Below are 15,139 nucleotides of genomic sequence, written 5' to 3' on the forward strand. Positions count from 1 at the left end.
TTTTGAGACAACTTCTATAATGCTAGTCTAATTTTCCTCCTGGGACGAGAAAATATCGGCTATACCAATACCACCGTTTATTGCCAGCCAATAAAGTACAGTTTAACCGACTGCGTCCTTTGGGAAGTGGCTTTTCGAATCTTATCTCATAGCGCGAATTTGTTGGTTTAAGAATGGTTGCTGTTTCACCGCCTAAATGGCTAGGAAAGCAGGTCATGGCTGCCGCATCAATGTCTTTCTCTAGAGTGAAGCCGATCATCGGCGGGTTTTGCGCTGGGTTCTCGATGTATGGATCTTCAGGTGTCACGGCAGAAACTGGGAGGGCGATTGACCGAGAGATCAGTTGAAAGCGGCCAATTTTTCCATACCGCTCGTTAACAGCAAAGCGGGGTAAACTCATCAAATCTGAATTCAAGCCAGCAGCCCCTGAATATTGGGCAAAGGCAAGGTCAAATCCTTTTGTTGCAACCATATTGCGGATATCTTTGCTGTATTCACCGTAGGGATATGCAAATGCTTTGGGAACAAAGCCCAATTCTTCCATAAATCTTTTACTGGCTTTATCTAGATCTTTTTCGGCTGCTTCAATGCCGCGATGCACCATATGCATGTGAGCTGCCCCGTGGTGCGCTATGGCTACACCCTCCTGCATGAGAAAACGAATATCATCCCATGACATATAGCCGGGAATTTTTTGATCGATAATGTCAGTTGAAACAAAGAGAGCGAGTGGGATGCCTGCAGCCTTTAGCCTTGGCCACGCTTCTGTTAGGACGGATTTATAAGCGTCGTCAACTGTAAAAAGCACGCTTTTATGCGGGAAGGGCTTGTCTGCGGTCATATGATGAATGAACTGCTCTAAGCTTAAAAAATTGAAGGGTTCAGATTGAAGGAAGGCAATTTGCGCCTCTATTTGCTCAAGGCGTGTATTTGTTGATGGATATTTATCTTCCCCAAAACGGTGATAAACATAAACAACTGCCGAGCGATCTTCCAGTCCCGTGACTTGGGCAGTGACTTGGGCAGTGTCTTGGGCAGTGTCTTGGGCACTGACCTGGGCAATGACTCTGAGGGATAGGGCAAAATGACAGAGGCACAAAAGGCCTATCATGACGAAAGTAACGGGTGAGAAGGATGTCTTCACTGCTTTTTCTTTCCGGTTTCTCTGATATCTTATAAAAATTGACTGAAAGTGAATAGAATGTAAAGAAGCATTTGAATTTCAATAAAATAGATTTATTCTGCTCTAAACAGGGAAGAGAGAGCCATGACTGAATTATCCCAAGCATCTTTAGACCAACTTTTCATGTCTGCACGAAGTATGAATGGCTGGCATGATACCCCTATCGCTCTAGAAAAAATTCATAAGCTTTATGATTTAGTCAAGCTAGCCCCCACAAGTGCTAACTGTTCTCCTGCGCGTTTTGTTTTTGTACAGTCGTTAGAAAAGAAGAAACTTTTGGCTGACTGTGCTATGGAGGGTAACAAAGCAAAAATATTAGCTGCGCCTGTAACTGTAATTATTGGGCATGATATGAATTTTGCAACCAACCTGCCTAAGCTTTTTCCCCATGATTCTACAGCACCCTCATGGTTCGAGGATAGAAATGTTAAGGAGCTGACAGCCTTTAGGAATGGAACCTTGCAAGGGGGATATCTGATGTTGGCGGCTCGCGCGCTAGGGCTTGATTGTGGTCCCATGTCTGGTTTTGATAATACAATGGTCGATTCTCTGTTTTTTGAAGGGACTGAGATACGATCAAATTTCATTTGTGGTTTAGGATATGGGGATCCTGCATCTCTTTTTCCAAGATCTCCTCGACTAGACTTTGCTGAAGCAGCATCCCTTGTGTAAACCACCTGAAAGGCCAGATCATGACTTTATGCCTAGCCATTGATACCAGCGGTGAGTGGTGCTCTGTTGGAGTGTCTGACAAAGCAGGAGAGACATCTGCTCATCTTTCTCAGCACCTCAAACGCGGCCATGCAGAACATCTGTTGCCAGCGATTGAACAACTCTTTGCTGATCTTGGCTTTGACTCAACGGAAGAGGGTTATCGATCTCTAGAGCGCGTGGCTGTGACAATTGGCCCCGGTTCTTTTACAGGACTGCGTGTGGGATTATCCGCAGCAAGAGGTATCGCCCTTGCGCGCTCAATTCCCTGTATTGGGATAAGCAGTTTGATGGCTGCTGCGCTTTCAGAGGTTAAGGATGACGGCGCAGCAAAGGCAATATTTCATGTGGCGCTTCTCGGCCGAGGGGGACAAGTTTTTTATCAACCATTCATATCTGGCCCTCATTTAAAGAGTCTCAAAAATGCAGAGAATCTCTTTCCAGAAGAGATAGATTTTACCTTCTGTGAAGACTTTAGCGAAGCCCATTATCTTGTTGGTTCGGGTGCTGGGCTTTTGAAAGAAGTCTTTCCTCAGCTATCCTGTTCTTCTATTCAACTAGGGAAAGATCATGCTGACCTTCAGCGGATTGCTCATGCTGCTTTTGACTTGGATCCTGAACAATTTTTGCCAGTCCCGCACTATATGAGAGAGGCAGATGCGATTAAGGCAAAAAGCCTCTTTCCATTGTCGCCTGAGATGATGAAACATGACGCGCCTTAAAGCCCGTATTTCTCTTTTTCCTGTTCTCAAGGATAATCTGCAGGCCCTCACGCTATTGGCGCAGTTGCATAAAAAAATCTTCGGCCCACACCGTGAAAGAATTTGGTCTGTGAATGATTTTTCAGCTTTGGCGATTTTGCCAACATCGGCTTTAAATATTGTTTATGTGGGGGAAGAGCCGATCGGTTTAGTAACTTTTAGTTGTGTTGCTGGGGAGGCGGAATTGCTTTCTCTAGGCCTAGAAGTAGCCTATGAAGGGCAGGGGCTTGCTGGGGAAGTCATGCATCTTTTAAGGCGGTATTTGAAGGATAATGGGATTCAAGATTTATATCTTGAAGTGAGAGAAAATAATGAGCGAGCCATAAATTTCTATGAAGGACATGGATTTTATCAGACTGGCTTACGGAGAAATTATTATACCCTAACAGATGGAACGAAAGTCCATGCGGTCACCATGGCTTTAAAAATAGTATAACTTGTATTTTCACTTAAGGTTTACAACAGCTTGACTTCGCTTCGTTGTTTTTTTATTTTACTCCTTAAGAGTAAAAGGGAATTTAGTCTTATTACATAAAAGTCATTCATGATTCACGGAAACTATCTGACGGGTTAAGGGAAATAACACGGACCCAGGTAGGTCTTTCTGAATTATTTTGAGGAGACGCTGATGAGTAGCGTGGACACGAATAAGGATGAATTATTAGAATATACGGTGGATATTGTATCCTCTTATGTTTCAAATAATTCACTGCCTAAAAGTGACCTTTCTGAGATGATTACCTCTGTGTACACAGTGTTATCGGAGCTAGAAGGTGCAAAAAAAACCAGCGATCTGGCATTGATGCCTGCTGTTTCGGTTGAAGAATCGATTACGGACGATTATTTGGTCTGTTTAGAAGATGGCAAGAAGCTCAAACTCTTGAAACGTCATCTTAAAGCCCGTTACAATATGTCGCCAGATGACTATCGCTCTAAATGGGGGCTGCCGTCATCCTATCCAATGGTTGCGCCAAATTATGCCTTAAGACGGCGGTCGCTTGCAAAGGAAATTGGTCTTGGTAAAAAGGCCTCTTGATAAAATATGAGTAAATCACTCTTTTTCCACCAGTAATATTTGACCCTGCACAGCAATAGGGTTACATAAAGACGGAAGCGAGAGATGTGGGGGCTTATACTTTCATGTCCAATTTTTATAAAAAAGATCAATGTAAGGGTAGGGCCATGACGGGTATTTCAGATCAGCCAAGTACAATTGAGAAACTTTGCTTGGAAAAAGGCATGCGTATGACTGATCAACGCAGAGTCATTGCCCGTATTCTTAGTGATGCGGATGATCATCCTGATGTTGAAGAAGTGCATCGCCGTGCCAACGAAGTTGATAGTGGGATCTCAATTGCCACAGTCTATAGAACTGTCCGACTTTTTGAAGAAGCGAGTATTCTAGAGCGCCATGATTTCAGAGATGGACGCAGTCGGTATGAGCCTGTCTCTGATGAACATCATGATCACTTGATTAATCTTGAGAGCGGAGAAGTTTTAGAATTTCATAATGACGAAATTGAAAAGCTTCAGGAAGAAATCGCCCGCAAGCTTGGGTTTAAATTGATTGATCATCGAATGGAGCTCTACGGTGTTCCTCTTAAGAGTGGCGAATAAACTCGATAAGCCTGCTGCATTTTGAAGGATTTCCTTGTGACAGAGAAAGCGAATAGTTCTGATCCTGCTTTGTCACTGCGTGGATATTTTCGTCTGTTTCTTCTCTTATTTGTTGTTGTGATCACTGTGCCACTTGCTTTTGTTTTTCGGTTTTTGTTGCCGTGGTTCTGGTGGATCATTCCCAATTGGTTTCATCGCTCTATTTGTAGTGTTCTTGGGTTAACTATTGACGTGAGTGGGCAGCCTCTTCGGGGGCGAGGTGCCATCTATGTGAGTAATCATATCAGCTGGAAAGATATATTCATTTTAGGGGCTGTCGTAAAGCATGCTAGTTTTGTCTCTAAAGCAGAAGTAGGCTCTAACCCTGTGATGAAATCTGTGGTGGATCTGCAGAAAACGATTTATGTACGGCGGGACAAACGCTCAGACTCTAAGCGTCAGAGCGAAGAGATGGCCCAAAGGATTTCAAATGGCGATCGGCTTATTTTCTTTCCGGAAGGCACGACAACAAGAGGTGTGCATGTTCAACGGTTCAAATCGACGCTCTTTGCTGTGGTTGAAATGATCCTCTCTAGACAGGACGGGGACCTGCCTGTCCAACCCATAACACTCAGCTTCACACATGCCAATAACTTAGCTGTTCTGCGTGCAAAACGGACCCATATAGGCTGGATCGGTGAAGTGGGGTTTTGGTCACATTTTAAATTAGCCCTTAATCGTGTTTCTACTCGGGTGCGCGTTGATTTCCATGAGCCAATCTTCTGTGAAAAAGGTGTGTGTCGCAAAGAATTAGCTCAGCAATGTGAGGCCGTCATTGCCGAAGGGTTATCTCAGACTCACAGAGATCGTGCTTAATTTTGAGTAAAAAGTCTGCTTTGCCGCGACTTTACTTGACTCTTCTATGTAAAATGATAGGTTCCGCGCAAATTTCCAACGATAGGCAAAGCATGGCCTAGTGCTATTATCTAGCCTGAATAAAGAGACGAGAATAGACCGTGAGCAAGAAGCTTTATATTAAGACCTATGGCTGTCAAATGAATGTCTATGACAGTGAGCGGATGGAAGACGTATTACGGCCTGAGGGTTATCAAATTACTGAGCAGCCTGACGATGCTGATTTGGTGATCTTGAATACGTGTCACATTCGTGAAAAAGCGGCGGAGAAGGTTTATTCTGACATTGGTCGTCTGCGCCCCCATAAAGATGGGAAAACCAAAAACGGGGAAGAAATGGTTATTGCGGTCGCTGGTTGCGTTGGGCAGGCTGAAGGTGCAGAAATGATGCGCCGTGCGCCAGTCGTAGACATGGTAATAGGCCCCCAAACATATCACCGACTGCCTGAACTTCTTAAAGATGTAAAAGAGCAGAGAAAAGATAAATCCTCTGCCCGCGTTCTTGATACAGACTTTCCGGTTGAAGCAAAATTTGATCATTTGCCTAAAGTTGAAAAAGCCAAGGGTCCTGCGGCCTTTCTTACTGTTCAAGAAGGCTGTGATAAATTTTGTGCATTTTGCGTCGTCCCTTATACCCGCGGTGCAGAATATTCACGGCCATCGGCAGATATTATTCGCGATGCAAAACGTATGGCCAGTGAGGGTGTTGTCGAAATTACATTGCTCGGTCAAAATGTTTCCGCATATCACGGCGATGATGGAAACGGCGGAGAGACAACTTTAGGGACACTCATTCGGGAATTAGATAAAATCGATGGCATTGAACGGTTGCGTTACACAACCTCTCATCCGACTGAAATTGACGATGAATTGTTGACGGCTCATAGAGATGTTGAGAGTTGTATGCCGTACCTTCATTTGCCTATTCAAAGTGGGTCGGATAAAATTTTGAAAGCAATGAATCGTCGACATACTGGCGATGAGTATCGGTCGACGATTGGGCGCTTGCGAGAAATGCGCCCTGATATTGCCCTCTCCGGTGATTTCATCGTGGGCTTTCCGGGTGAAACAGATCAGGATTTTGAAGATACATTACAACTGGTGAGGGATGTCAAATACTCTCAGGCCTATAGTTTTAAATATAGTCAAAGACCTGGGACCCCTGCTGCTACTGACGAAGATCAAGTACCAGAAGAAGTGAAAGCAGAACGTTTGGCTCGCTTGCAAGCCTTGCTAACAGAGCAACAAATTGAATTTAATTCAACGTCTGTCGGTAAAAAGATGAAGATTTTACTGGAACGACCGGGCAAACAAGAGGGCCAACTTATTGGCCGTTCCCCTTATTTGCAGGCCGTGCATGTGGATCTTTCTAAAGAGAATATTGCACTGGACGAGACAGGGAATAAAGCATACAATAGTTTCATGGGACGAATGGTTGAGGTGGAAATTCTTGAAGCTGGACCCCATAGTCTCAAAGCCGTTCTAGTCGCTGACTAATGGGGTTGGCGAGGAACGCCAGGAGATGATGAATAGGTATGCAAAGCAAACCTTATCCCGCTAATGGGAATAGCAAGTCAAACCGCGCTGGCGGTCAAAAAGATCAAGGGTCGCTTCAATCAAGCATGAATGAGACGACTCCCATTTCCAAAAAAATTGCTTTTGAAGATAATAGGCTCTTGTCGACTGTTTTTGGTCAACATGATTGTCATTTGGCGCATTTAGAAGAAAAGCTTGGCATTGTTCTTATTAATAGAGGCAATCAAGTCACTTTAAATGGCAGTCAAGCGGGGTGCACTCTTGCAGAAAAAGCGCTGAGGGATCTCTATCAAATGGCTAAACAAGGCCACGCCCTTGATATTGCAGATGTGGACGGTGTTGTCAGGATGATTAGCGGCGACCGCAATAGTCCAGAACAGAAGGTTATTCAGGGCCGTGGCAGTAAACGGATCAAAGAAGATGATCAGGGTAGCCTGAAAATTAATACTCGAAATCGTGTCATTCAGCCGAGAACACCTGCACAGGCTTATTATATTCGTTCGATGCTTAAAGAAGACATGGTTTTTGGTGTTGGCCCTGCAGGAACAGGGAAAACGTATCTTGCAGTTGCACTGGCAGTTTCAAATATGATTGCGGGCAATGTTGATCGTATCATTTTGTCACGCCCTGCTGTTGAAGCGGGTGAGAGCTTGGGCTTTTTGCCAGGCGATCTAAAGGATAAAATTGATCCATATTTGCGGCCCCTTTATGATGCTCTTTATGATATGTTACCTGCGGAACAAGTGGCCAAAAAAATGGCCTCTGGCGAAATCGAGATTGCGCCTCTTGCTTATATGAGGGGACGAACTCTTTCCAATAGCTTTGTCATTTTGGATGAAGCCCAAAATACGACTTCAATGCAGATGAAAATGATCCTGACTCGATTTGGTGAAAACAGTCGTATGGTAATCTGCGGTGACCCTTCGCAGGTAGATTTACCTGGAGGGTGTCGGTCAGGCTTAGGGCAGGCGCTCGATTTATTAAAAGAAACAAAGGGCATTGCTGTGACACGCTTTACAAGTAAAGACGTGGTGAGACATCCTTTAGTCGCTCGTATTGTTGATGCTTATGATAATGATCCACGTAGAGATGACTAAGTCTGTTGAAAGTATCTTGATCGGATCGACCGGTGGGTGATATTTCTCAAGTGGAAGAGGGGTTTTATTCTTCTGACCCTGATAGTACTTCATTTGTAGCCGCTGAGATCATCATGGACGAGTCTCCTTGGCGAACTTTGACTGAGTCTATTCCCAAATTTTATCAATTAATTGAAACAGCCTATTGTAAGGCTGCGCCAGATGCCTCAGTCGCTGCTGAAGTGAGTATAATGTTTCAACTGGACGAGGCCGTCCACCACTTAAATAGAGACTATCGCCATAAAGATAAAGCAACCAATGTGCTTTCCTTCAATAGCTACGAAAGAGAAGATCTGGATGCTGTTTATACACAGGCTAAAACAGGGGGGCCTCCGGTTCTCTTGGGCGATATTTTTATTGCTTATGAGACTTGTAAAAGGGAAGCGGAAGAACAATCTAAGAGTCTGTTGGATCATACAATGCATCTGGTTGTTCACGGAATGCTCCATCTGCTTGGCCATGATCACATTGAAGATAAAGAAGCAGAAATCATGGAAGCGCTAGAGCGAGATATTTTAACATGCTATGGGATCGATGACCCTTATAAAGGAGAGAGATAATGTCTGAGCCACAGAAAAGTGGGCTTAACGGCAAAGAAAATAGCTTGCCTCCCGCACAAGGGGGGTTTTGGGGAGGTCTCAAGTCTCTCTTTAGAAAAGGGAGTGAACCTACGCTTAGGGAAAGTGTAGAGGAAGCCCTTGAAGAACATGAGGAAGACACCAATGGCAAGTCCTTAGGGGCTGATGAAAAGGAAATGCTTTTTAATGTTCTTAATTACGGAGAACTACGGGTTGATGATGTCATGGTTCCTCGCGCTGATATTATCTCTGTTGATATGGAAATTGGGTTAAAAGATTTATTGAAGACTTTCTCTAAAGCAGGACATTCAAGGTTCCCTGTATACCGGGGTAATCTGGATGATGTTATGGGGATGGTTCATGTGAAAGATGCGCTGAAACTTTTGACGGAAAATGATTACTCTAAAGCTGGTTTTGATGGGTTCTCTTTGATGACCATACAACGGTCAGTTCTTTTTGTGCCGGCCTCAATGCGTGTCATGGATTTGCTAGCAAAGATGCGCCAAAATAGAACTCATATGGCCATCGTCGTTGATGAGTATGGCGGGACAGATGGGATTGTGACAATTGAGGATCTTGTAGAAGAAATCGTTGGGGAAATTGAAGATGAACATGATGACGATGTGACTCAACAAGTGCGTAAAATGGGTAAAGATACATGGCTTGTAGATGCCCGGCTTGAAATGGAAGACCTTGAAGATGCCTTGTCGCAGTCCTTCATGGATATTGATGATGATGAGGACATCGATACAGTCGGTGGCTTAGTCTTTGCGCTCGCAGGCAGTGTTCCTGAGATTGGCGAACGTGTTAAACACGAAAACGGCTACCAGTTTGAAGTCGTTGATGCTGATCCGCGACGCATTCATAAAGTGCGTATCATGAGCCCCAAAGCAACTCTTACAAAAAACGCAACCAAGAAACTCTCTAAGAGAAAAGAAAAACAGATTTAATTTTGCTTTTTACTGAGAGATCAGGCACTCTTAAAAAAAACAACTATATTACGACAACGAGCTGAGGCCTGTGAAAGCGCTATGACCTCCTTTATAAAGACTGTAGAGCAAAAAATTTCTGGCTCAGGCATCTGGGTTGTACGCCTGGTACTGTTCTTCACAGGCATGCTATATGCTTTGGCCTTTGCGCCTTATGATTTCGCACCGGTCATTTTCATCACATTTCCACTCTTGTACATCTTTGTCTCTCATGCAGACACACCGCGGCTTGCTTTTGATCGAGGGTGGTGGTTCGGGTTTGGCTTTTTGCTTATCGGGCTACATTGGATAGGGGATAGTTTTGCTAAGCAAGATCAATTTCCTGCGATACTGGCACCATTTGCTGTTATGTTGCTTGTTTCCATCCTTGCCTTTTATTATGGATTTATGGCGGCAGCCTTTCATAAATTATGCAAAAGACCATCGCACTCTCTCCACTCTTATTTAATGTTTGTTTGTATATGGATGATCTTTGAAGTTTTGAGAAGCAGTCTCTTTACAGGGTTTCCTTGGCATATAACGGCTTCCCTATGGGGGAATTGGTTGCCTATTGCTCAGTCTGTTTATTATATCTCGGTAATAGGATTAGGAGCCATAACTGTATTGGTTGCCCTGTTGCCGCTTATGATAGTTCAGTTGAATAAAGGCGATACGAAACAGAAGCGCCTAATCTCACTATTGATCATGGTGATTACACTTTTATTTGGTAGCTTGGCCCAGCTGGGGCTTCATCGCTTAAAAACATCAGAGACCTCCTTTCATGTGGGGGTCAGCTTGCGCCTAGTACAAGCAAATATTCCGCAGCAGCTAAAATGGCGCAAACATCTTATAGACAATCATTTTTATAAACATACACAGTTATCAAGGCAGAAAAGTGAGAGCGGCAAGGCTGAAGGCATAACACTCTTGATTTGGCCGGAAACCGCAGTGCAGACAGAAAATTTCGATCGCATCAATTCATTGGAGCGTTACAGTGTCTCGCGACTGCTTGAACGTGGTTCTTTCGCTGTTACAGGGGTGCCGCGTGTCGATGTGAAAGATGGCATTGTCCACTATTATAATAGCATGATGGTTATCGACAAAGAGGGGAAACTTTATGCACGATATGATAAAAGTCATCTTGTCCCTTTTGGAGAATATATTCCCTTTCCAGACTTTCTCAGTGCAATTGGTTTAGGCAGCATGACAGGGGGGTATTTCACCCCGGGGGACGGGCCGAAAATCATTTCTTTACCAAACATTCCGCCTTTCTCGCCCTTGATTTGTTATGAGATCATTTTCCCGGGAGCAACCACAAAAGTACCTAGTGAGGGGCGCCCTCGCGCTGAATGGTTGTTGAATATTACCAATGATGCATGGTTCAGTGCGGGTGAGGCTCATCAGCACTTAACATTGTCTCGAATGCGTGCCATCGAAGAAGGTTTGCCAGTGGTCCGTTCCGCTAACACAGGCATTAGTGCCGTGATAGATCCTTACGGTCGGAGTATTCGTGAAATTCCTTTGAATATCGCCGCTGTTATGGATGTGCCCCTGCCTAAAGCAATTCCTCAATCCGGCTATACTAGTCAGATGAAATTGATTCTTGCCTTATGCCTGTTACTCATTCTCCCTTTGTTTGCGATTATAACGTTAGTTACCTCGAGACTAAATGCTAATAAGTAGGTATTCTACGTCATCTGGTTGAATTATGGGTGTGTTTCGTGTGAATATGTCACTTATTACTTGCATTTTTTTCAGAGACGTTCTTCAATATGCATAGTCATGGGGTATGTCAGTTTATTTTTTGGGAAGTGTTATGCCAGATCCTATCGATGTTCATGTAGGCGGAAGAGTTCGAATGCAGCGAACATTAAAAGGTTATACTCAGCAAGGATTGGGTGAGGTTGTTGGGCTAACCTTCCAGCAAATCCAAAAATATGAACGGGGAACTAATCGCATTGGATCCAGCCGTTTGTTTAGGATTGCACGCGCTCTTGAAACACCGATTGGATTCTTTTTCGATGATATGCCGCAAGAGATTTGTGGTTATGGCAAAAAGGGTATGGCTGAGCACGCAGCGGATTTTGAAATTGATCGCACTGTTCTTAGAAGAGCGACACTTGAATTCGTCAGGGCCTATTATCAAATTAGCGATGATAATGTGCGTGATCATTTTAGAATGCTTATTCTTGCAATCTCTAAGAGTGAGATTGAATTTGGTGGCCACGACGAGGATGACGCACCTTAATTCTCTTTAGATTTCGTCTTTTTTTCCGCCAAAATAGATTTCTTGATTTTAACCTTCCTGCGCACAAGGTCTGTAGGTTGAAGAATTTTCAACCTCAATTGGGCATTATATTGTCGCCGTTCTTGTAAAAACCTTCTGATGGTTTTCTCAACTTTTGAACTGCTATGATACTTTAGTGTATTTTGGATGAAACGCGTGGGAAAGAAAATGCTCCCCGTAAGCTGAATGTCGCGCATGAGCAGTAAACTTGACAAAATTAATTTTTCGGCTTCTTCGCGTCTTAGTGGATGGTGTAGATAGGAAATGCCAGATAATACCCAACGTTCAGTGTAGCGATTTTCAAGATACTGCAAGTTATAAAACCATTGCAAGCGCTCCCGCTTGCTTGAAGATAATGTGGGGCGTAAATAATCAAACCGACTTAGGCGATCTTTATTTTTGATTCGACTTCTCTGAGTATCAAGATAGGCAGATGCACGCGCAGGCTGTTTGATGGCAAGGATAGCTGTAAGGGCAATTAAGTCATCTTCAGAGAGACGTAATCCAGGAACAGTCAGATCCTTCTCCCATAATCGTGTTAGTCGCTTAAGCCCTCTCTCTGTCATGGCAATGGATTGATAGGCGCGGAAGAAAATACCTTTGAGAGAGCGATCCGGTGTATGGACCATATGCGTCCATAGAGTTTCCTCTAGAAAGGCGCCTTTAGCATGTCTTTGCCGCTCTCCTAGAAAGCCCCAAAATAGTGTCTCAATCTGTTTGACAGCCTCGGTGATCAGAAGGGTGTTTTTTTCCTGTTCGAGAATGTAAACTGAAGCATTTAATAGATCTAGGGGTCTGACAAGGGGGTTATTCTCCAACATTTGTTCATAAAGGTTAATGAAAAGAGTGCCTTTTTCTATATCAGAATAGTGTCCCCAATTATCATATAGCGACTCTATGTTTGCTGGAAAAAGACCATAACCTAGATTGTCATCAATCTTCTGTGGCCATATTCGTCCTTGGCTTTTGCTGTCATATTGCTGCAGAGTTTGAGCGTTGTTTTTATATGACGGACGTCCCGCACTATTCACCCAGACATCGGACCAGCTTTTAACGTCAATATCAGTATAACGATCAAAAATCTCAATAAGCTGTGGCCATGTGGCATTTTTATTTGCAAAAGTCTTCAAGTAATCTTGAATCCCTTTTTGAAAATTATCTTTACCAAGTAAAAGTTCTAATTGGCGCATCATGATGGGTGCTTTTTTGTAGATAATCGCCCCATACAAAGAGCCTGCTTCATTTAAATTCTCTAGATTTTGATAAATAGAATTTGCGCCGATCGTGCGATCAACCGCATAGGCATCTGGGTAATGATCAAGGAAGAAGTTTAAATTGTGGTCTACGTCAGGAAAGCTGGGATTGATGATTTTCGCTGCCATGAAATTAGCATAAACTTCCTTGGTCCAGACATCATCAAACCAGTTCATAGTGACAAGATTTCCAAACCACATATGGGCTACTTCGTGACTTATGAGAGAGGCCCTAGATAAAAGGGCGGCTTGAGATGGATTTTCAGGTAAAAATAATGATGCGTCCCGGTATTGGATTGCCCCAGTATGTTCCATACCGCCAAAAGGAAAGCCAGGAAGGACAGCAAATCCAAATTTCATAAAGGGGTACTTAATTCCAGTATATTCTTCTAACCAATCTATAGCCTGTGCGTGCAAAGTAAAAAGGGCATCAATATTCCTATCTACTTTCGCAGTGTCGCTTTCTCTGTGGAGCAGAGTCATCAGGCGACCCTTAATTGTTTTCTCAATAGTATGAAATTTTCCAGCAACAAAAGAAAATAAGTAGCTGCTCATCAAATCCGACTCTTCAAATTGAATTATCTTACTCTTATCTGTTGACTCGATCTTTAGAATTGGCGCGGCTGACAAGGCAGTCCACTCTTTGGGCATGCTGAGGGTGAGTGTATATCTTGCCTTTAGATTTGGTTGGTCAAAAATAGGGAAAGCAGTTCGCGCGCGATCGGGGACAAAGAGGGTATATAAAAATTCAGAATTTCTATTCAGAGCAGACTCGCCAACAAGGTGACGAATTTCAATAACATTTTCACCTAGGGTGAGGGCTTCTTTCTGGATTATGAGGTGTTCTTTCTCATGTTGAACGGGATGACGTGTTCCGTTCACGCTCAGGAAAAGCAGCTGAGAAGATCGCTCTTGAAAATCAATTTGCAAATCCTGCGATACGGCAGTTAAGTTGACATTTATCACTGTGGTTGCGGAAATATCTTGCTCATATGAAGCAGGGATCGAGACAGAAATTGTATAACGAAGATCAGTAATGACCGATTTTCTGTGGGCCATTAAATCTGCTGAGACGCCCTCTTTGACTTTAATGAAAGCGCGACCTTCACCATCGATTTTAGGCATTGATGTGCATGCCGACAAACAGAGCACAAAGATAATAAGGATGAACCGCATATAATTTCTCCCATACACATAGAGCTATAGTTATGTGATGCTCTTTCAATGGGGTCAACTGAAGAAATTAATCACTGGATTTGACTCACAGAATTCGATAAAGAGAGCCCATGACTGATGACCGTAAACAAAAAAGTGACTTTCAACGACCTGAGCAACGATTTTTTGGGCGTCGAAAAGGTAATAAACTATCTTCCCGTAAACAAGAGTTGATGGAAACTCTTTTGCCGCGCCTAATGGTACCCCTTGATGAAGATGCGGAAGGCAATCTTGACGCCTTCAGTCTTTTTCCAGAAGGCATTAAAAAAATATGGTTTGAAATTGGCTTTGGTAAGGGTGAGCATATGTCTTGGCAGGCCCGTCATAATCCGGATGTGGGGTTGATTGGCTGTGAACCTTTTTTAAATGGGGTTGCTGGCTTGCTGACCGATATTGAAGAGCAAGACTTAAAAAATATTCGGATTTATAGCGATGATGCTCGTCATGTTATGAAAGCGTTGCCAGATGAAAGTGTGGACCGCCTCTTTCTCTTGCAGCCAGATCCTTGGCCGAAAGCCAGGCATGCTCGTAGACGATTCGTCAATTCTTATAATTTAGACGAGATCTCACGCATTTTAGTTTGTGGGGCTGAATTTAGGATTAGCACGGATCATCCCATCTACAGAGAGTGGGTGAATATTCAAATGAGCGAGCGACCAGATTTCGAATGGACAGCTGAAGGCCCCCAAGATTGGCAAAACCGCCCGGCGGACTGGCCTGAAACACGTTATGTTCGTAAAGCCCTTGAAGGACAAGCGACCTATTTCATCTTTAAACGGCGCCCTAGAAAGTGATGAAGAGGGGGATCCGTTATACTGGAACAGATCCTCTGCAGGCTTTCTCAGACCAAAGAGGGTAGAATCTTCTTGTCAAAGCGGTTCCAATCTTATATAGAAGCTCCAGTTCTCCTGAAAAACTAAGCTTCATGGAGTGGGCCTGACGGTCCACCTTTTGGTGCTGGACTAAAAACTTAGTCATTCATTTTCAGGTGTTGAGAAAAA

Annotated in this window: 15 protein-coding genes; 13 read left to right on the forward strand and 2 right to left on the reverse strand. The window is 43.6% G+C overall.

Annotated elements, in window-relative coordinates:
• Positions 1-22: 22 nt before the first annotated feature.
• A complete protein-coding gene (locus QGN29_RS07145) occupies positions 23-1,144 on the reverse strand; it encodes a polysaccharide deacetylase family protein (RefSeq protein WP_310800011.1) in 1,122 nt (373 codons plus the stop codon).
• A 123-nt stretch (positions 1,145-1,267) separates the two neighbouring features.
• On the opposite strand from QGN29_RS07145, the gene QGN29_RS07150 reads away from it, so the two are divergent.
• The 12 genes from QGN29_RS07150 to QGN29_RS07205 all read left to right on the forward strand — a co-directional run bounded on the left by QGN29_RS07150 (position 1,268) and on the right by QGN29_RS07205 (position 11,631).
• Positions 1,268-1,855, forward strand: coding sequence for a malonic semialdehyde reductase (locus QGN29_RS07150; protein WP_310800012.1), 588 nt, complete (start codon positions 1,268-1,270; stop codon positions 1,853-1,855).
• Between the two features lie 20 nt (positions 1,856-1,875).
• The gene (gene tsaB / locus QGN29_RS07155) at positions 1,876-2,616 is read left to right on the forward strand and encodes a tRNA (adenosine(37)-N6)-threonylcarbamoyltransferase complex dimerization subunit type 1 TsaB (RefSeq protein WP_310800013.1); all 741 of its coding nucleotides are present in this window, start codon (positions 1,876-1,878) and stop codon (positions 2,614-2,616) included.
• The gene (locus QGN29_RS07160) at positions 2,603-3,091 is read left to right on the forward strand and encodes a GNAT family N-acetyltransferase (protein ID WP_310800014.1); all 489 of its coding nucleotides are present in this window, start codon (positions 2,603-2,605) and stop codon (positions 3,089-3,091) included. The genes tsaB and QGN29_RS07160 overlap by 14 nt, the downstream gene beginning before the upstream one ends.
• 192 nt (positions 3,092-3,283) lie before the next feature.
• A complete protein-coding gene (locus tag QGN29_RS07165; RefSeq protein ID WP_310800015.1) occupies positions 3,284-3,691 on the forward strand; it encodes a Ros/MucR family transcriptional regulator in 408 nt (135 codons plus the stop codon).
• A 146-nt stretch (positions 3,692-3,837) separates the two neighbouring features.
• Positions 3,838-4,272, forward strand: coding sequence for a Fur family transcriptional regulator (locus QGN29_RS07170; protein ID WP_310800016.1), 435 nt, complete (start codon positions 3,838-3,840; stop codon positions 4,270-4,272).
• 36 nt (positions 4,273-4,308) lie between these two features.
• Entirely contained in the window at positions 4,309-5,127 is an 819-nt protein-coding gene (locus QGN29_RS07175; RefSeq protein WP_310800017.1) for a lysophospholipid acyltransferase family protein, read from the forward strand.
• 179 nt (positions 5,128-5,306) lie between these two features.
• Positions 5,307-6,662: a tRNA (N6-isopentenyl adenosine(37)-C2)-methylthiotransferase MiaB gene (gene miaB, locus QGN29_RS07180; RefSeq protein WP_375164693.1), complete on the forward strand. Its 1,356-nt coding sequence runs from the start codon at positions 5,307-5,309 to the stop codon at positions 6,660-6,662.
• A 38-nt stretch (positions 6,663-6,700) separates the two neighbouring features.
• Positions 6,701-7,798, forward strand: coding sequence for a PhoH family protein (locus tag QGN29_RS07185; protein WP_310800019.1), 1,098 nt, complete (start codon positions 6,701-6,703; stop codon positions 7,796-7,798).
• A 32-nt stretch (positions 7,799-7,830) separates the two neighbouring features.
• Positions 7,831-8,397, forward strand: a complete 567-nt coding sequence (gene ybeY / locus QGN29_RS07190; protein WP_310797173.1) for an rRNA maturation RNase YbeY — start codon at positions 7,831-7,833, stop codon at positions 8,395-8,397.
• On the forward strand, positions 8,397-9,365 hold the full coding sequence (locus tag QGN29_RS07195; RefSeq protein WP_310797174.1) for a hemolysin family protein: 969 nt from the start codon (positions 8,397-8,399) through the stop codon (positions 9,363-9,365). Before ybeY ends, QGN29_RS07195 begins: the two co-directional genes overlap by 1 nt.
• 81 nt (positions 9,366-9,446) lie before the next feature.
• A complete protein-coding gene (gene lnt / locus QGN29_RS07200; RefSeq protein WP_310797175.1) occupies positions 9,447-11,066 on the forward strand; it encodes an apolipoprotein N-acyltransferase in 1,620 nt (539 codons plus the stop codon).
• A gap of 133 nt (positions 11,067-11,199) precedes the next feature.
• Complete coding sequence (locus tag QGN29_RS07205) at positions 11,200-11,631, forward strand: helix-turn-helix domain-containing protein (protein ID WP_310797176.1); 432 nt, start codon at positions 11,200-11,202, stop codon at positions 11,629-11,631.
• On the opposite strand, the gene QGN29_RS07210 is transcribed toward QGN29_RS07205, so the two are convergent.
• The gene (locus QGN29_RS07210) at positions 11,628-14,099 is read right to left on the reverse strand and encodes a M1 family metallopeptidase (protein WP_310797177.1); all 2,472 of its coding nucleotides are present in this window, start codon (positions 14,097-14,099) and stop codon (positions 11,628-11,630) included. The genes QGN29_RS07205 and QGN29_RS07210 overlap by 4 nt on opposite strands.
• A 110-nt stretch (positions 14,100-14,209) precedes the next feature.
• Here QGN29_RS07210 and trmB point away from each other — a divergent pair, with 110 nt between their 5' ends.
• Positions 14,210-14,932, forward strand: coding sequence for a tRNA (guanine(46)-N(7))-methyltransferase TrmB (gene trmB, locus QGN29_RS07215; protein WP_310797178.1), 723 nt, complete (start codon positions 14,210-14,212; stop codon positions 14,930-14,932).
• The last annotated feature ends 207 nt before the right edge of the window (positions 14,933-15,139 follow it).

The organism is Temperatibacter marinus, assembly GCF_031598375.1.
Taxonomy (GTDB): Bacteria; Pseudomonadota; Alphaproteobacteria; order Sphingomonadales; family Kordiimonadaceae; genus Temperatibacter; species Temperatibacter marinus.